General features: G+C 40.3%; 23 protein-coding genes. 15 read left to right on the plus strand and 8 right to left on the minus strand.

Annotated features, from left to right (window positions below; genetic code table 11):
• Nucleotides 1-7 precede the first annotated feature (7 nt).
• Complete coding sequence (locus AB5I83_RS17630) at nt 8-754, plus strand: alpha/beta hydrolase (RefSeq protein WP_448977104.1); 747 nt, start codon at nt 8-10, stop codon at nt 752-754.
• A gap of 58 nt (nt 755-812) precedes the next feature.
• On the opposite strand, the gene AB5I83_RS17635 is transcribed toward AB5I83_RS17630, so the two are convergent.
• Nucleotides 813-1343 (minus strand): MEDS domain-containing protein, encoded by a 531-nt coding sequence (locus AB5I83_RS17635; protein WP_448977172.1) that lies wholly within the window; start codon nt 1341-1343, stop codon nt 813-815.
• Between the two features lie 225 nt (nt 1344-1568).
• Nucleotides 1569-2330 (minus strand): MBL fold metallo-hydrolase, encoded by a 762-nt coding sequence (locus AB5I83_RS17640; RefSeq protein ID WP_448977106.1) that lies wholly within the window; start codon nt 2328-2330, stop codon nt 1569-1571.
• A 118-nt stretch (nt 2331-2448) separates the two neighbouring features.
• On the opposite strand from AB5I83_RS17640, the gene AB5I83_RS17645 reads away from it, so the two are divergent.
• The 5 genes from AB5I83_RS17645 to AB5I83_RS17665 all read left to right on the plus strand — a co-directional run bounded on the left by AB5I83_RS17645 (nt 2449) and on the right by AB5I83_RS17665 (nt 5729).
• Entirely contained in the window at nt 2449-2862 is a 414-nt protein-coding gene (locus AB5I83_RS17645; RefSeq protein WP_448977108.1) for an Lrp/AsnC family transcriptional regulator, read from the plus strand.
• An 85-nt stretch (nt 2863-2947) separates the two neighbouring features.
• Nucleotides 2948-3202 (plus strand): hypothetical protein, encoded by a 255-nt coding sequence (locus tag AB5I83_RS17650; RefSeq protein ID WP_448977110.1) that lies wholly within the window; start codon nt 2948-2950, stop codon nt 3200-3202.
• Between the two features lie 141 nt (nt 3203-3343).
• Nucleotides 3344-4582 carry a cysteine desulfurase-like protein gene (locus AB5I83_RS17655; protein WP_448977174.1) on the plus strand — a complete coding sequence of 413 codons (1239 nt, stop codon included), beginning with the start codon at nt 3344-3346 and terminating at the stop codon, nt 4580-4582.
• A 34-nt stretch (nt 4583-4616) separates the two neighbouring features.
• Entirely contained in the window at nt 4617-5252 is a 636-nt protein-coding gene (locus AB5I83_RS17660; protein ID WP_448977112.1) for a LysE family translocator, read from the plus strand.
• Nucleotides 5253-5330: 78 nt separating this feature from the next.
• Nucleotides 5331-5729 (plus strand): YkvA family protein, encoded by a 399-nt coding sequence (locus AB5I83_RS17665; protein WP_448977113.1) that lies wholly within the window; start codon nt 5331-5333, stop codon nt 5727-5729.
• Here AB5I83_RS17665 and AB5I83_RS17670 read toward each other — a convergent pair.
• The 3 genes from AB5I83_RS17670 to AB5I83_RS17680 all read right to left on the minus strand — a co-directional run bounded on the left by AB5I83_RS17670 (nt 5726) and on the right by AB5I83_RS17680 (nt 7832).
• Nucleotides 5726-6046, minus strand: a complete 321-nt coding sequence (locus tag AB5I83_RS17670; protein ID WP_448977115.1) for a hypothetical protein — start codon at nt 6044-6046, stop codon at nt 5726-5728. The genes AB5I83_RS17665 and AB5I83_RS17670 overlap by 4 nt on opposite strands.
• A gap of 151 nt (nt 6047-6197) precedes the next feature.
• On the minus strand, nt 6198-6842 hold the full coding sequence (locus AB5I83_RS17675; protein WP_448977117.1) for a glycosyltransferase: 645 nt from the start codon (nt 6840-6842) through the stop codon (nt 6198-6200).
• A 117-nt stretch (nt 6843-6959) separates the two neighbouring features.
• A complete protein-coding gene (locus tag AB5I83_RS17680) occupies nt 6960-7832 on the minus strand; it encodes a LysM peptidoglycan-binding domain-containing protein (protein WP_448977119.1) in 873 nt (290 codons plus the stop codon).
• Between the two features lie 236 nt (nt 7833-8068).
• Here AB5I83_RS17680 and spxA point away from each other — a divergent pair, with 236 nt between their 5' ends.
• The 3 genes from spxA (at nt 8069) to AB5I83_RS17695 (ending at nt 9376) form a co-directional block, all read left to right on the plus strand.
• Nucleotides 8069-8464, plus strand: coding sequence for a transcriptional regulator SpxA (spxA, locus tag AB5I83_RS17685; RefSeq protein ID WP_448977176.1), 396 nt, complete (start codon nt 8069-8071; stop codon nt 8462-8464).
• An 86-nt stretch (nt 8465-8550) separates the two neighbouring features.
• Entirely contained in the window at nt 8551-8976 is a 426-nt protein-coding gene (locus AB5I83_RS17690) for an RrF2 family transcriptional regulator (protein ID WP_167830463.1), read from the plus strand.
• A gap of 67 nt (nt 8977-9043) precedes the next feature.
• A complete protein-coding gene (locus tag AB5I83_RS17695; RefSeq protein WP_448977121.1) occupies nt 9044-9376 on the plus strand; it encodes an IDEAL domain-containing protein in 333 nt (110 codons plus the stop codon).
• Nucleotides 9377-9417: 41 nt separating this feature from the next.
• Here AB5I83_RS17695 and AB5I83_RS17700 read toward each other — a convergent pair whose 3' ends face one another.
• Nucleotides 9418-10170 carry a L,D-transpeptidase family protein gene (locus tag AB5I83_RS17700; protein WP_448977123.1) on the minus strand — a complete coding sequence of 251 codons (753 nt, stop codon included), beginning with the start codon at nt 10168-10170 and terminating at the stop codon, nt 9418-9420.
• Nucleotides 10171-10411: 241 nt separating this feature from the next.
• Here AB5I83_RS17700 and AB5I83_RS17705 point away from each other — a divergent pair, with 241 nt between their 5' ends.
• From AB5I83_RS17705 to AB5I83_RS17715, 3 genes are all read left to right on the plus strand, one after another.
• Complete coding sequence (locus AB5I83_RS17705; RefSeq protein WP_448977125.1) at nt 10412-11107, plus strand: DUF421 domain-containing protein; 696 nt, start codon at nt 10412-10414, stop codon at nt 11105-11107.
• Between the two features lie 1208 nt (nt 11108-12315).
• Nucleotides 12316-12801 carry a DUF4871 domain-containing protein gene (locus AB5I83_RS17710; protein WP_448977127.1) on the plus strand — a complete coding sequence of 162 codons (486 nt, stop codon included), beginning with the start codon at nt 12316-12318 and terminating at the stop codon, nt 12799-12801.
• A gap of 109 nt (nt 12802-12910) precedes the next feature.
• Nucleotides 12911-13324, plus strand: a complete 414-nt coding sequence (locus tag AB5I83_RS17715; RefSeq protein ID WP_448977129.1) for a PaaI family thioesterase — start codon at nt 12911-12913, stop codon at nt 13322-13324.
• A 21-nt stretch (nt 13325-13345) separates the two neighbouring features.
• Here the strand turns inward: AB5I83_RS17715 and AB5I83_RS17720 are convergent, their stop codons facing one another.
• On the minus strand, nt 13346-13540 hold the full coding sequence (locus AB5I83_RS17720; RefSeq protein WP_448977131.1) for a hypothetical protein: 195 nt from the start codon (nt 13538-13540) through the stop codon (nt 13346-13348).
• Nucleotides 13541-13717: 177 nt separating this feature from the next.
• Here AB5I83_RS17720 and AB5I83_RS17725 point away from each other — a divergent pair, with 177 nt between their 5' ends.
• Entirely contained in the window at nt 13718-14920 is a 1203-nt protein-coding gene (locus AB5I83_RS17725) for a translocation protein TolB (protein WP_448977132.1), read from the plus strand.
• Nucleotides 14921-15086: 166 nt separating this feature from the next.
• Here the strand turns inward: AB5I83_RS17725 and AB5I83_RS17730 are convergent, their stop codons facing one another.
• The gene (locus AB5I83_RS17730) at nt 15087-15905 is read right to left on the minus strand and encodes an MBL fold metallo-hydrolase (protein WP_448977178.1); all 819 of its coding nucleotides are present in this window, start codon (nt 15903-15905) and stop codon (nt 15087-15089) included.
• Between the two features lie 156 nt (nt 15906-16061).
• Here AB5I83_RS17730 and AB5I83_RS17735 point away from each other — a divergent pair, with 156 nt between their 5' ends.
• Entirely contained in the window at nt 16062-16442 is a 381-nt protein-coding gene (locus tag AB5I83_RS17735) for a hypothetical protein (RefSeq protein WP_448977134.1), read from the plus strand.
• A 173-nt stretch (nt 16443-16615) separates the two neighbouring features.
• On the plus strand, nt 16616-17068 hold the full coding sequence (locus tag AB5I83_RS17740) for a hypothetical protein (protein ID WP_448977137.1): 453 nt from the start codon (nt 16616-16618) through the stop codon (nt 17066-17068).
• Nucleotides 17069-17395 lie beyond the last annotated feature (327 nt).

The following is a 17395-nucleotide window of genomic DNA, read 5'->3' on the forward strand; positions in this document are numbered from 1 at the left end:
CATAGAGATGATTGAAAGTTTCGCAGTGTCATTGTTTGGCGAGGAAAGAAACATTAGAGTTTATGTGCCTTCCAAGAATACAGGCAATTTGTATTCTGTTCTGTACATGCATGATGGCCAGAATGTGTTTGGCAATCAAGAGGCTATTGGCGGTGTTGCGTTGGAGCTGCATGACTATCTGGAAAAAAACGATGTAGAGCTCATAGTCGTGGCGATTGACCAGAATTCTCCTGAGCGGATCAATGAATATTGTCCCTGGAAGAATGGTGAATACACAGCGAAGCTTCTAGGGAAACCGAGTTCTGAAGGCGGGAAGGGTAAGGAGTACGTCGAGTTTATTGTGAATGAGTTGAAGCCTCTAATAGACTCGAAGTATCGTACAGATCCGGCAGAAACCTATATGGCCGGCATTTCTTTGGGAGCATTAGTCACTGTATATGCTGCCTGCACTTACCCTTGGATTTTTAAAAGAATCGCAGGACTTTCCTCAGGTTTTTACCGTAACCAGGAGAAAATGGAGCAGTTGTTGAAAAGAGCTGATTTATCTCAATTGGAAAAAGTATATCTGGATTGCGGAACAAAAGAAGGGGGCGAGAAACTGGCAGGGCCATTCCTGAAGACCAACCTAGCGATATTCGAGCTGATCCGACATAAAGGAATAGAAGCGGAACTACGAGTGATCGAAGGAGCGGAACATCATTATCAAGCCTTCAAGAAACGGTTCCAAGAAATTTTAACTTATTTATTAGCTTAATAATTAGTCCGAAAAACGTTAAAAATTAAGGCCCACCTGATAGGTGAGCCTGGTTTATTCATGCTTTATCCTTGATAAGAAAGTTGTGGCAATTCAGAAGGCCTGTTTCTATTTCAATGCTGACCCGCTCTGAATCATAGGCACAAACAGAAAGAAGTTCAGTATCGCTGACAATGACATCGGCCGCTTGTTCAGATAGAATCAATTTTTGGCTGATTTCGTGATCATCCCGCCATTCTACATGCGCCCAGGTGCGTATCACTACATCCATTTCTGAATAACCATCGATTAAGTTAGGGAGGTAATCAAAAATAGAATTTACATTGAAATCGCCCTTGGCATAATAAAAGTCATAGTTATTGACGAACTTAACTTTATCTAATTTTCTTTCATCCAATGATTCTTTAAGTCTTCTAGTAATCAAGGGTATGATTCGGTCATTTTCAATAATGATGGAATATTCATCACGATCCAGACCGGATAGGACAAAGTCAACCAATCTGCTGACATACAGCTCCTGATCCTTAAAAAAATATAACCCATGTCCCTTGGTAAGGCCTGCAAGTTCATTGACTTCCTTTAACTGCATACTTTCCAAAAAAGCACCCCATCGATTTGTAACATATAAAGCGTTCAATAAAGTGTATCACACTTGGAGGTTTATATGTGTGTACTTTGAAAATCTTCTTTTTTAAGCAATCAGTCTTTCTTGCAAAAAGAGGAAGCAGGATTTACTTAAACAGACCGCCGCTTGCGGATCAACGAGTTAAGCTCAGAACTTTTTTAAGTTCTGAGCAGTTTTCTATTATATTTCTTAAAATGTATATGACTCTCCGTCATTTGGTACCAATACACTGGTCGATATTCCATTTTCATTCAGGAAGCTTTTTAGTTCTTCTCTTGATATAGTCCAATGGTTGACCGCTTCCATATGGCTGGCGATTATTTTTGCAGAAGGAGCGGCTTTATGGACTTCAAGAACATCATCTTTCCCCATGACAAGTGAACCGCCTTGAAGGAATTGATTGTCCCCCGCATTAACGACAATAACTTCAGGTGTGTGGGTATCGATGGCTTCCTGTACACCTTCATACCAGACTGTGTCTCCTGCAACATATAAGGTTTTCTCGGTATCATGCTTAAAGACGACACCACACACCAGACCGGCTAGTTTTAATATTTCTCCTCTACCGTGCTCGCCTTTGGTCTTAATTAACTGAACGCCTTTGAAAACAGTATCTTCCTGTAAAACTTCAACATTTTTAAATCCGTCATTTTTGACAGAATTGGCATCTTTCTCATTTTGTACAAACATTTTTATATCCTTCGGAAGTGCCTCTTTGGCAGCATCATCATAGTGGTCCAAGTGTAAATGAGTTACAATGACCGCATCCACATCATAAATAATGTCATCAATAGAGGACGGCAAGCTGACCAGAGGATTGTTCTGGTCCTGCCTTAATGAATTTGGGAAGGGAGGATATGATCCTTTTTCAGCCAAAAATGGATCGATTAAAAACTTCTTGCCAGCATATTGTACAACTAATGTTGCATTTCGAATTTGTTGTATATTCATATTTATTAGCTCCTTTTCTATAATGTATATATAGTTTATAATAAGACCGCTTTTGACTTACATAGCTTAAATCAAGTCTTTTTGCTCTTTCACTTGATTATTGAAAGGATTTGAAAAAATGTTGGATTCCACCGATTTGAAAATTATAGAGGAATTGACCCTTAACAGCCGGATTACGATGAAGGAATTGGGTGAAAAAGTGCATTTGACAGGCCAGGCTGCTTCATCTAGAGTCGCCAAGTTAGAGGATCTGGGAATCATTGAAGGGTATACGATAAACGTGAACCAAATGAAAATGGGCTATTCCGTTCATGCCTTTATAGATATTTTTACGAAAACCCCTAATCATCAACCTTATCTTTCATTTTTAGAAAAACATAGAACATACGTGTTGAACAACTATAAAGTCAGTGGAGAAAGCTGTTACCTGCTAGAATGCAAATTTCCATCAAATGAAATCTTGGATGAATTCCTGACAGGCTTGAGCAATCATGTGAGCTATAAATTATCGATTGTTATCAATAAGCAGTAGAGCACGCCTAATTCCTTCATTTCCTAACTGCCATCCATACACTTGTCTCCCTCCATGAATACCCTGAAGGTAAGGAGGATAGATCATGGATAGAAAGGATCAGAAGGGTGATTTATCTGATTTGTTTTGCGGCCATCGAGTGAATAGCGTGCCTTTTCCGAGACTAAGAGTTATCCCTGTAAGTGAAGTGCCGGATGATTGTGTATTGGTTTGTGCAGGACCAATTTGTTATTTAGCCTGCTACGGAGTTGGCGAGGAACCATTCGAAGATTGCCAGATTGTTTGTTCAGAGAGCGGTCAATGCTTTATTGTTTGTCCGTATTTTCCCGAAGAGGAATAAAGATAAGAATGGAAGAGGAGCCGTTGAAGATGGTTCCTCTTTCGTTTGTCGAAAGATTACCCCTGTAATTATTAGAAAATTATGACATAATGAAAGAAAATAGAATTAATTTGGCAGAAGGAGTGATGGAGGTTGGCTAATATGTTTCCAATTGATCAGGTGAGGGATAGGTTCCCAGCGTTAAGTCGCGAAGACAATGGAAAAAAAGTGATTTACTTTGACGGGCCGGGCGGTACACAAATGGTCGATCATGCGATGGAGTACATGTATCGGTACATAAGGAATGGCATGGCAAATCTACATGGAACCTTCAACACAAGTGCCGATACGGATGCATTGCTTGACAAAGGAAGGGAGGCTGTGGCTGATTTTTTAGGATGCCAGGCGAATGAAGTGGCGTTCGGTGCCAATATGACGACACATGCTTTTGCCATTGCACGGAGTCTGGCTGGTTTTATTAAAGAAGGCGATGAAATTGTGGTCACGGAGCTCGACCACCGTGCAAATGTAGATCCATGGGTTACCCTTGCCAGGGACTGCGGTGCGACGATTAAATTCATTAAACTGAACCCTGAATCTTTTACTTTAAGATTAGAGAATTTACATGAGATTATTACTGATAAAACAAAGCTTGTGGCAGCTGGGATGTCATCGAATGTGACAGGCACTGTAACGGACTTGCAGCCAATCATAGAACGTGCGAAGGAAGTTGGAGCTCTAGCGGTGGTCGATGCCGTCCATGGAGTGCCGCATTTATCGATCGATGTCCAGGAATTAGGATGTGACATCCTTTTATGTTCTGCCTATAAGTTCTTCGGTCCACATGTTGGCATCGCTGTTGTACGGGAGAGCTTATTCGAAAAACTTCCTGTCTATAAACTGAAGCCTGCACCTGCTGAAATTCCCTACAAGCTCGAAACGGGCACTCAAAATCACGAAGGAATTGCAGGGCTAATGGGGGCGATTCGGTTCATTGAAGAACTGGGTTATGGGGAGACGCGAAGGGAACGACTGGTGACAGGAATGCATGCAATCGATGATCATGAAACTGAGCTGGCAGCGGAAGTGGAAAGCTTTTTACGAAGCCTGCCGGAGGTGACGCTCTATCGTGCAGCTTCTGGACGCAGGACACCTACATTTGCTTTTACCATTGAAGGTCATCGTTCACGCGATGTAACGGCATGGCTTTCGGAAAAATACAATATGTGTGTCGCAGATGGGGACTTCTACGCCTCCACAATGGCAGAAGTTCTCAATGTCTATCCAACAGGTGGTTGGGTGCGAATCGGGCTTGCGCCTTATAATACAATAGAAGAAATTCAGCAATTGAAAGAAGCGTTAGCAGCTTACATTCAGCAGCATCAGCAGAATGTAGTTTAATAGAATGATAATATACGGTAGGGGAAGATGAACGATGTTTGGAATCAGTAATTTCGAAGTGTTTTTAATAACGGCGATCCTGTTGAATTTAACTCCAGGCACAGATACGATGTATATTGTGAGCAGAAGCATATCTCAAGGAAGAACAGCAGGCATCTATTCGGCCCTTGGAATTTCATCGGGAGTGGTTGTCCATACATTGCTTGCTGCTTTCGGTTTATCTGTTATATTGACGCAGTCAGCCTTTTTGTTTCAAACGATAAAAATTGCGGGTGCCATCTATCTCGGTTATTTGGGAATAAAGATGATAATGGAAAAGAGCCACGGAAAGGAGCAGAAAGCCCTGCCAATCCAAAGCAACAAAAAGATCTTTTTTCAGGGTATGATCACGAATGTGACGAATCCGAAGGTCGCTTTGTTTTTCCTGGCATTTTTGCCGCAATTCATTTCAGTTGATGCAGGAGCTGCAAGCCCTCTGCCGTTCATCATTCTGGGACTGACATTCACATTGACCGGGGGAACCTGGAGCCTGTTGACGGCTTATTTTTCCTCAATGGCAACATCAAAACTCAGAAAGAATGCAAAAGTCGGAGTTGTGTTAAACCGTCTGACTGGCATCGTTTTCATCGGAATGGGCATCAGTTTGCTGAAGACGAAAGCTGCTTCTTAGTGTAAAAGCAAGAGAGCCTGGACATGTGCCAGGCTTTCATTATTTTTAAAATAAGAATAGAAAGATGGAGGGAATCTTGTGGGATCGCTTTTTCAAACATTTAAAACGCGGATGAAAAAAATCAAAGAAGAGATCTTTGTTATTGCTGAAGCGTATAAACACCCAGATACACCCTTTTATGCTAAACTAATTGCCATTATAGTTGTCGCCTATGCATTCAGTCCCATTGATTTGATACCTGATTTTATCCCGACCCTGGGTTATCTGGATGATTTAATCCTGATCCCGTTAGGAATTGCCATTCTTTTAAAAATACTGCCAGATCATGTCATACAGCATTCGCGTGAAAAAGTGGCTGCAACTGGCAAGATGAAACAGAATAATTGGATAGCAGGTGTGTTAATCATCGTAGCCTGGGCTCTTTTGTTGTATTGGATGGTTGATTCCATTCCTTATTTTTCTGATAAAACGGCTTAGTAATTTTTATATCTCACATACTCATAGTTCGAAGTGGGGATCTGTTTTAAGATGGTGCCGTTCTGGTCACGGTGAACTTCATACTCTCTGTATGTTTCAACGATGTATCCGTCTACTTCTTTGTCTTTATCTTTCTCGTGTACATATTCAAATTCAGGCAGGATTGCATCTAGGATTTCTTCATTTTGTTCTACATCCTTCGTTGCTCCTGTTTCCACTGTTTCAACCTCGGTGTTTTTCTTGGAAATTTGAGGTGTGTTATAAACTAAATAAACGCAAAGTAACAGTAAGCATGAAAGTGCGATCATTCGTTTCAATAGTATTGGCCCCTTTTGTTCAATTTACATTAAACCTTATGCCTGTCCAAGTAGGATTATTACCAGGGTGTGAGGCTGGAGGAAGTATGTTGAAAAAAGAAAATCGCAAAAAATCCTGGAGCCCTCTAAGACTCCAGGATTTTATGAATGGCTATTTCTTAAACTTCCCAGGGAATTGCTTTACAACTGCATCAGAAATAACATCTGACATCATGATTATATGGGTCATACCATCATCTATTGAAACGATCCGTGCTTGCCAGTCTTTTTTCAAGCTTGCATTCAAGTCATCTGCCACCAATTCAAGATGTGTATACAGTAACTTTTTAAGTTCTTCAATTTTTAAGTTTGGGTTGGCACTGCTGAGGAAGGCCACAATATCGTCCGCATTTCGATACCATTCTTTGTTAAGTTGATTCAGCTTTGTTTGATCGCCACTTTTTGCTGCTTCAACAATTCCACCCGCTATAACAATATGCTCTTTCAACAAATCCGTCAGCTTGTTTCCAGCTTCCTCTCCGTACACCGGTTTAATGGCATTGCCGATATCTTCCTGGTTCCTCAGGAGCCTTTCAAGCACATCTTTTTGATCCTCGGCACCTGCTGTTGTCGCACTTGTAATATAATTGCTTGTCCACAATACATGGTCTACCCATAGTCTCCGAAAGTCATTTTCAAACTTAACCTCTGATTTAGTCATGCATTTATGATGTGGTTTAGCGTACGCAGGGGTTGAACCGGCCATCATATTCAGCAACAACGAAAGAATAAAACCAATCGACAGTAATTTTTTCATTTGAATCTTCTCCTTTTAGATGAAATATATCCTCCTTTATTATTTATTCATGGAAGAATTTTATCCAAAAATAGTGCTGATGGAAAAAAGACCACCTAGTGGCGGCCTTTATGCACTTTATTGCATTCTGCTTAAATCAAAATACTGAACAGTCTTTCCATCGCGGTCGAACTGGATGATCAACTTGTTTTTGTTAAATTGATAGATAAATTGTTCGCAAGTTGCGCTTTCATAGCAAGAAGTGTTTTTTACGGTATTCGGGTATCCGTACACATTGATCACCTGGTTTTTGTCTTTCGGAAGAGTACCGAGCTTTAAAAACTCAGGGTAGGCCTGCAGACCGAATACGGAGCCATTCTCCATGTTAAAATTCACTCGGACTCCTGCACCTTCATCATCATAATAGAGTGACCTGATATTCAGCTGGTCCTCGGTTTTTACTGGTTTCCCGAATTGTTGCAGAAGCTGGCTGTATGTGGACCCATTATATACACCATGCACTTGGAGATTCTTATTCGTTACAATATAAGCATCTTTAATGCCGATTTTACGCAACAGTTCTCTTTGTTTTTCTGCATTTTCTATTTTCGAAAATACTCCAGCCTGAATGCGGTAATAGGTTTGATCGTTAATGACCTTTGTGATGACGGCTGCATCTATTCCTTTCTTTTTCAGGACCGCGATTTGCTTGCTTGCATTTTCTTTCTTGGAATAAGAACCCCCGACAACTGCATACATCGGTTCTGATTCCTTCAGGCCAGGAAGGAGGAGTTTTTGGCCAATATAGATACTATTGTTCTTCAAGCCATTGAAACTCTTCAATTCCTCGACGGTCAGATTGTATTTCTTGGAAAGGCTATATAAAGTGTCGCCTTTTTTCACAATGACAGCACCATCATCAGCATATCCAAATCCATTGGCGAAAAAGAGTAATGAGATCATCAGTATGATGCTCAACGAAACCTGCATGAAACGTTTAATCTTCTTCATTTTTTATCACCTCATATACTTTGACGAGATGATTACAACGGAGTTTCGAAGGGATGAGCCTATTTTTAAAACATTGATAAAATGGATGAAGAAAGAGTGGGGAATTGGAAACGACTATTGACTTTGTTAACTGTAAAGTTTAATATTACAGTATCGTTATTTTTAAATGGATTGAGATTCTATTGTTGCTTATCTGTAATTTTTATTTTTACAGTTAAATGAAGGAGTTGTGTATGATGGTAACTTTATATATTACATCAAGCTGTGCTTCCTGCCGAAAAGCAAAAGCGTGGATGCAGGAGCATGAAATTGATTTTATTGAAAGAAATATCGTATCTGAGCCACTCACTGTCGATGAAATCAAATCGATTCTTCGCTTGACAGAGGATGGAACAGAAGAAATCATTTCGACTAACTCAAAAACCTATAAGCAGCTGGATGTGGATATTGACTCGCTTCCGCTGAATCAATTATATGAACTAATCAGAAGAAATCCGCAGATGCTGCGACGTCCGATTATCCAGGACCATAAACGTTTGCAGGTTGGGTACAATGAGGAAGAAATCCGCAGTTTCTTGCCAAGAAAGCTTCGTACATTTACTGGACTTGATTTGGAAAGCATGGCTAATTAGAAGCGGGAAATTTGTAATTTCTCTACTTTGTCTATATTATGTAAAATTACAGAATGTGAGAGTTAGCCATTGTAAGGAGGCAGGTTATGAATAGTGATTTTTCTCTTGCCATTCACAGTTTAACTTTACTAGCACTTCAGCCGGACAGGATGTCTAAGAGTGACGAAATCGCTGAGAGTGCTGGCGTCCACCCAGTGAGGATTCGGAAAGTATTGGGTCTATTAAAGAAACATGGATTCATTAAATCAAAAGAAGGTACGGGCGGTGGATTCATTTTTGCCCTCGACTTAAATGAAGTGAATCTCTGGGATATCTATAAATTGACATCCGAGGGAGCCTTGCAGCCAAAATGCCCTGATTCGAATGAAAAGTGTATGGTCGGTGCGAATATGCACAAGGTCTTGTTTGCCATTTTCCTCGGTGCAGAAGAACACTTGGGTGAATTTTTAAAACAATATTCGATCAAAGAAGTAGTGGATCTGATTCGGCAGGAAAAAGATTGCTGTGAGTAAGCTGAAATTTTTCCTGTATGAAATGTAATAAGAAAAGTTACAGATTATCATAAATGAGGTGACGTATATGTTGTCCAATAATGACACGATTTTAAGAGTAGGCGATTGGATCAAGGGGAAATCCAGGGATGGAGAATTATTCATCGGATATATAGAGTCACTTGATATTTTGGATGAAAAGGTAAATGCAACGATTACATCAAGTGATGATGAAACCATGGTGGGCAAAACCATTCCATTGACCACAAACGGAGTGAAGAAACTGCCTGACCCGAAGGTGAAAAACAAGGAACAAATTCAATACCTCATTGATCTGGCCCTTTCTACTGGCGATGAGGAATGGTTCATGGAGCTTTCTGAAAAGCTGAATTCGATGCGGGAACTAGTTAGAGGCGTGTAAATAAAGACGGTCCTTCCTATGAGTGGAGGACCGTCTTTTACCTATTTTAACCCTAGTGCCTTTTTGGTGGCTGGGCCGGCGATCCCGTCAACCTTTAGTTTCTTCGCTTTTTGGAATTTCTTTACGGCTGCTTCTGTGGCAGGGCCGAATACGCCGTCAATTCCTTTCGTGCTGTAACCTTTATTGGTGAGAGCCTGCTGCAGTTGCTTTACTTCAGCGCCTCGCATGCCTTTCTTAAGGACAGTGCTGCTTGTTGGTACAGCTGTCACTGGAACGGATGCCTGCCCTGTAACTTTATAACCGTTAGCGGCTGCGATTGCGTTGAAGGATTTTTTAGACGATGTGATGACAACCGGAGTGTTTACCTTAACTTGATCATAAAGCCATTGCACTTCGTTATCGTACATCCTGATGCAGCCTGCACTTACATAACCGCCGATGGATTTAGGATTATTGTTTCCGTGAATCGCATACGTCGTTCCCCATGTTCCTCTCGCATTTAGACCAAGCCACCTGTCGCCAAGTGGATTCCTTGGATCTCCGCCAGGTATTTTCCCGCTGTAATATGGGCGATTCTTGATTTTGTTCACCACTTTGAACGTGCCTTCTGGTGTATAGGAAGCTTTCCTCCCGGTTCCCACCTTGAAGGTTTTTACCAGCTTAGCATTTTTATAATAAGCTAGTTGATTGTTGGATTTATTGATGATAATCATGTGCCCGCCAGCAGCTTCTGCCGGTGCCTCGAAAAATAGAAGCGATACAAGTAGCATCATAGCAACCATCAGTTTTTTCATTCCCGATCCCCCTTGAATAAATTTTCAGAGCCAATCTGTTCAAATAGTCATGGCCTGCTGTTTACATCCTTATAAACGATGTTTTTTCATAAAAGTTACATGTTTTACCGGTATATGGAATAGAATATTTCTCGTTTTTATGACAGGATATTGGAGTTTTGTCATATTATGGAGGATTTTTGTAAAAGGACGGTTCAATTTCCTAAAATCTTCCCATAATGGTATGGAAGGAGTGGGAGTGTTGAATCATTACTTATCAATTGCAGTAGAGTTAACAAGTGGATTTGTCTTTTTATTTATCATGACAAAAATGCAAGGGAAGACACAGTTCTCTCAGATTACTCCCTTTGATTTCATTTCAGCTATCATCCTAGGCGAACTCGTGGGTAATGCGATTTATGATCACGAAGTGAAGATTGGCGAAATTGCGTTTGCCGTTACCTTGTGGGGAGTGCTTGTATATGTTACTGAGACCGTTACACAAAAATTCATGTCATCCAGGAAGCTGCTGGAGGGCGAGCCGAACATTGTGGTGCGCAAAGGGAAGATTAAATTCGAGGCACTGAAAAAAGCGAAGTTGGATATCAACCAGTTGCAAAGTCTCGTCAGACAACAAGGTTATTTTTCACTCAGGGAAGTGGAATACGCAATCATAGAAACGAATGGAATGGTCAGTGTCCTGCCCAAAGCAGATTATGACACACCTAAAAATAGCGATATGAAAATCAAAGCAGACGATCCCAACTTGCCAGTCAATATGATTCTCGATGGCGAAGTGGTGAGCAAAAATCTTAAAGAAGCTGGTCTCGATGAACAATGGCTGAAAAATGAATTAGAAAAGCAAAAAATCCATCACTTTGAAGATGTCCTATTTGCCGAGTGGATGGAAAATGAACCACTTTTCGTGCTTAAATATGAGAAGAAGAAGGCGAATTGAACTTGAAAACGAGCATTAACTTAAAGAAATTTTTGGCTGAGTCCGGCACTTGCTGACTCAGCCTTTTGTGTGCTCAGTATGATGATGATCTGCTTGAATAGGCTAATATGTGATAAATCTTGTGAAACTGGAAATATAGTTGGATTAACTGGAGATATAACCGGACCAACTGGAAATAAATCGTGTTGAACAGAGACTAAACGGATCAACGGGGATTAAAGTTTGTTCAACAGGGATTATAAATGAAGCAACTGGGATTAAAACCTGTTTAACGGGGATTAAAAATGAATCAACGGGGATTAAAATCCTAACAGGGCTTAAAAATGGGATCAAACTGAATTAAAATCTGTTTAACAAGGATTAAAATTGAGATACGCACTGAAAAGTTGTCCCAAGCGTTAAATTATTTGAGCCAACCGTATAAATTATGATACTAACCGTTAAATTACAAGGTAATAATGCTCAAAACACCAATGATTATTAAATTAAAATCTCTATTAATCAGAAACTATCTGCCATTTAGATTTAGAGGAATTAAGCTTAGGTTTATAGAATGTAAGATTCATGAAGTGTTTACTAAAACAGGATGTAAGCCTTATTTTCTGTTAAGTTTCAGGAATTTCAGCTTAGTGAAAATTTTCTTCGAAGAACGTTGGTCCCATGCCTTTTCAGGAGTGATTTACATGAATATAGCGGTTTATCTCACTTTACTTTTTTCATTAATCCTATCCTCTTTAATCTCTATTTGGTTTTTTAAAAAGGAAGGCAGTAAATGGCTGGGATTGTTCATGGGGTTTTTAATCAATACACTTATATTGTCAGCTGCAATGATTATATTTTATAAAGTGTTTCATTTGAAAGGAGTAGACGGATTTTTTGCTAGTTTAGGGATTTTTATCTTTGCTTTTTTCATTCCCGTAAATGCATGCATTAACTTTTATATTCTCGAATTTATTGTAAATAAAAAGAACGTGTCATCTGACTAACTTTCAAAGAAGAAAAAACACTTGAATTAAAAAGTATTTTAGAACTTAAATGATTTCTATTTAAAAAATAGAGTGCTAATCCGAGTGAGAAAAGTACTTGAGTTGTTTAAACAGTCGCTATCCAGGTGGCTGTTTCTTTTTCAACAACAAAAAGGAAAACAGATGCTAAATGGAGAACTTCTAATTGTAAGTAATTCCCTGAATCCGATCGGAGGTGTTTGCTTGAAGTTATCCATGTTCCTGGTTGTTTTAGTTTTCTTTTTTACAATGGCTGCTTGTGATGATGACTACATCGATAAATCAGAGCCAGAACAAGAAAAGGTGGTCAGTGCGGCTGAGGATTGGGAAGAAAGTCCAATGTTTAAGGTCGATAATTATCAGATGATTGGCGAGGAAGGACGTTTAGGGTTTATTTTTGATAACACGGAAGTGACGAAATTTTATCCTGATAAAATCAATAAATATATGTGGCACTTTTGGGGAAATGGGGAAGAGTTCAAGGGTGAATTAAAGGTGGTCGCCGTCCATAAAGGAAGCGGGGAACAGATTACGATATTGGAAGGTCGCCCTTTGGCAGGTCCGAATAACGGAGCAGACCAGCACGTTCCTTCTAATATGTCTCTTCCTAAAGAAGGTTTGTGGAAGTTGGAGGCGTATATCGGAGAAAAGTTATTTGGGACGATATTCGTTAAAGTTTATGAAGGGTAAGAGGGTTTTTATGCGAAACCACTTTTTCAGATAAAGAGGGATGCCATCTTGAAGAAGAAAATTAGATGAGAATCAAATTCATGAAAAACACTACGAACAAATTTATCATTTGGTCAAAAATGACCCATATGCACAATCATTAGGGATTGAGCTAACGAAGTTTGAGGCTGGTTTAGCAGAAGCCCAGATCGAAGTCCAGGATCATATGCTGAACGCCCATGGAACTGTTCATGGAGCAGTTTTGTACGCTTTGGCGGACCATGCATTTTCGGTAGCTTGTAATGCATATGGAAAAACCTCTGTCGGGCTATCGACAACCATCCAGTTTATTGAAGCAGCTAATTCAGGAGACAGAATAGTCGCGCGCGCAATTGAAGTAAGACGGAACTTTCGTACGGGATTTTATCGAATTGAGATCTTTCATGAGCAAAGCCTGATCGCCACGATGGAGGCTGTTTCTTACCGCAAGGACCATTATTTTATCGAACTCAATGAACAAGACACTTATACTGCCAAAAAGTAAAACCCTGCGAATCGCAGGGTTTCATCTATGGTCCAGCCGCTTCGTCTGGATCCACCAATCAATATGCTCTGAGTTGAAGACATATAGATTTTGAGTAGGTCTTAGATGCGGGATGTCTTTCTCAGCAATGGATTGCTGGATCTGTTCCTCGGTTAGCGGATAGCCTGCCAAGGCCAGGTATGCGACTAGATTGGGAATGCCATAGATTTTGCTCACATAACCACCTCCCGCAAAACCCTCTTTTACCACCCGACAAAAGAAAGCTCAGCAGAAAGTACTTAGCAAGCAAGTTGGTTAGTATACCAATTCTTTACCCATTTTTATCGTAAAATAACCCTTTCAATAAGAATCCTCCTCCATTGACAGGACACCCTATGAATAGGAGGGATGTTCTTGAGAATGAAGATCTTATTGTATGCAATGTTATTTTTTCTTTTACCAATAGAGGCAGGTGCTGATGCGCCGCTTACTGCTGCCTTTGTCCGTGATCACCAATTGTGGATCAAAACTGGCGATCAGGAGATACAGGTGACCAAAGGCCGATTTGTGCAATCGCCGAAATGGTCGTATGATGGCCGGTTCATTGCCTATATTGACGGGGATGGACAGGGTGAAAAGTCGAACCTATTCATTTATGATACCCATGAAAAAGAGAGCTTTCAGCCTTATCAAATTGAAACATCTGATTATAAATGGTCACCGATTAAAAATCAATTAGCCTATAATTCTCATGGTGTGCTGAATGTGACGAAAATGAAGGATGGCAGGCCTAAGGGTTTCGAAAATGTGGCGCTGGGTGTCAGTGGATTTGAATGGTTCCCAAATGGAAGGGAATTCATTGTCTCCTCTCAATCAAGTTTGCGTCCAACCGGATGGGGACCTGTTCCACTTTATAAAATACCGGTCACCGCGAATCTTGATAAAAATAAGATGGAATCCTTCTATACAATTAAAACACGTGAACCCGACTTGTTCGGGATCGATGCTGATTTTTTCAAATGGAGTCATGACGGCAAATGGGTTGCTTTCATCTTGATTCCAACGGCTTCTTGGTCAATGGATAGCAATACATTATGTGTTCTGAACAACGAGGGAAAACAATTTCTGGCGGTAGGGAATATGCTGGGCTATAAAGACTGGATGAAGTGGGCGCCTTCAGAAAATCAACTTGCCTATATTTCAGGGGAAGGAAGGTTTTTTGTGGAAAACAAGAAAACCACCATCGCAGATATACCTGCAGCAATCCAGCAAAAGCAATATACACCAGAAGGGTATGTTGATCTTGATTTAGATTGGTATTCTCCTGATAAAGTGATTGTAGCTCGTTCGAAAGAAAACAAGGAGTGGGATGAAGGACCGGTTCCAACGATGTTCACAGCGTTGTATTCGATCGATATAAAAACAGATGAACAGACACAGATTTCCCATCCGAAAAAGAACGAATTAGACCGTGAGCCACAAGTTGTCGGAACGACCATTACCTGGCTGCGTCAGATTGGCAATAAGACTGATGTATGGATGAAAAAGGGCTTGGATGGTCAGGAATATAGATGGATCAAGGGCATTGAGGAAGGTCCGGTCTTGTTTGATCCTTGAAATACGAGCGTTAATCTCTGGGGAGGATTAACGCTGTTTTTGTGGAATATAATCTTTAAACTAACTTTTTGTTTAAAAATTGGGGGATTAGCTCATTCGGGACTGTATCTGGGAATTGAAATAAATAGAAAAGGGCCTGCCATCCCAGGCAAGCCCATGAAACTATTTATTTCTCTCCATCCACATATTTCCCGTAGTCAGGGATGGCGATGTCATCAAATTCATCAACGAGCTTTTTGAGGTTTTCTCTTAAAGTCCCAGCTGCCATCGGTATTCCGTGCCCGGTAATGGCATAGGTAGGCTGCAGTGCCTCCAGCTTCTGGACCGAGGTGCGGGCTGCTTCCCAATCGGTCGTCAAATACCGTGGGGGACCGCTTATTTCCTGTTCCTGAGTCAGCACACTGTAGAGAGATTCTTGCTTGACCGTGACAAAAGCATCGCCGGCAATCAGGACGCGGTCGGCTTCCCTGAATAGTGAGATATGGCCAGGTGTATGTCCCGGTGTATGAAGCCATGTCCATCCGTCCATATGCGGGATGGTTCCATCTTCGGAGAGAGCTTGTACATGTGTTCCAAGGTCGATTCCTTCATGCGGGAAAGTAGGAGATATCTTGGCTACGAGGCCACCCTCTACAGTGGCATCTGGTTTAGGATAGTCTTGTTGGCCTGTTAAAAAAGGTAACTCTAGCTGATGGGCATAAACAGGAACCTGCCAGCGGTCGACTAAGTCGATGATCGCGCCGACATGATCAAAATGGCCATGTGTCAGTATTATAGCCTTTGGTCTTGCTCCTTCACCAAAAAGCTCCTCTGCTGCTTCAATGATTTTATCAGCAGACTTTGGCATTCCTGCATCAATCAGCACCCAGTCACCTGGTTCTTCGGAAACACGGACAAAACAAACATTTACAATTTGGACAGTCAGGCTGTAGACACCATTCTCCCCATTCTGAATCATCCCGCTCATTGTTGAAGTCATAGGCATATATCGTTCTGTTGAAGAGCTTTCTTTCACTAGTAAAACCTCCCATATATGAGCATCTCTTTGAGTATACCCTGTGAGAGACTTATGTATGCTGCTTGCTTGGGGATGGGCAGGGACGCAGTAATATGGAAAATGAATCTGAAAGGAGAGCAAAGCGTGAGAATAAAAAACGTCCTATTTATATTCCTGACTCTAGTAGTCCTGTTCCTGGCTGGATGCAGTGCAGATGGCGGGAAAGTGACTGCACGAGACGTTCTGAAGCAGAACAAAGACGCGGATATCCTGAAATATGATGGATTGATCTATAGTAATGTTACCAAGCTGGAATGGTTTCAAGAAAAAAAGAATCAAATCCAAAAAGGGAAGGAAATCGGGAAGATCAAAAAAGTTACGACATCCAGCCTGTTTTTCACCAATTTTTCCGCAACAAAGTTACCGAAAGGAACTCTGTTGTATGATACGAATGATGGGTATAAAGGGATGATTTATGTGGAAACGGAACATGGTGATGCTCTGTATTATATGAGTTTTACTTGAGGGGTAGGGCACATAGTTGTAATTAAATAGTATCCTCTATTCCCTTTTTTGTGACATAAGGTTGAAGAAGGATAGCTGAAGAGAAAAATACCATTTTATAAGCTGAAGAAGTCAATTGAATGGACTTAATACTAGAGACAGTTCAATAATGTGAATGACAAGGGGGATGGCTAATGTCGACCATAAGGATGTTTTTTCGAATAGCACTGAGTGAATTGGTTTTTTTCGGGATCTGTATTTTACTATTTATTTTCCATTTAGCATTTTGGTTAGATGAAAAGGGGATAGCAGAGAATGTTTTTAATCTGTACCTTCCTCCATCAAAAATGCCAATATATATTCTTTTGATGTTATATTTTATCGTATTTATTTATTTTTCATTTCTACTTTCTAAACAAATAAAAAAATTACAAGAATCCAATTTTCATAACTGTCGCAAAGCGTTCCACCTTACATTGGCAGGGCATTTACTTGCCTTATGTGCATCTGCATTTTTAGTGCTTGCTCCAGATCCTAATATTATGGCCACAGTTATTCCAGGCATATTTAGCCTTTACTTTGCCATTATGATTCTAATTTTAGTGATTTTGTATTTGAACCTTTTTGTGAGAAGGACTTCGAGTTGATAAAAGTAAAAACAGGAACTATAAAGGTAATGGGTTTACTTCAGAGGTGCAATCAAGTAAAACACAAAGCAAATCGCACGGATTTTCACATTGAAATTCACTGTGCGATTTTTCTTGTTATATCAATGTTTTTTGTAATTTAATTTAAAAATCACACATCAATTCACAGGTCATTTCTCATTGACGGAAATTATTATTGGAGGGTATGTGATTTTGTGGTGATTTGGTAAGTGGATTGTATGATAATTGTGAAGTTATTTGGATATTTATGTTAAAATTAAAATAAGACTATCGAAGACTTTGTGAAAAAATGTGCTTAAAGTAACG

This window comes from Mesobacillus sp. LC4, assembly GCF_053543455.1.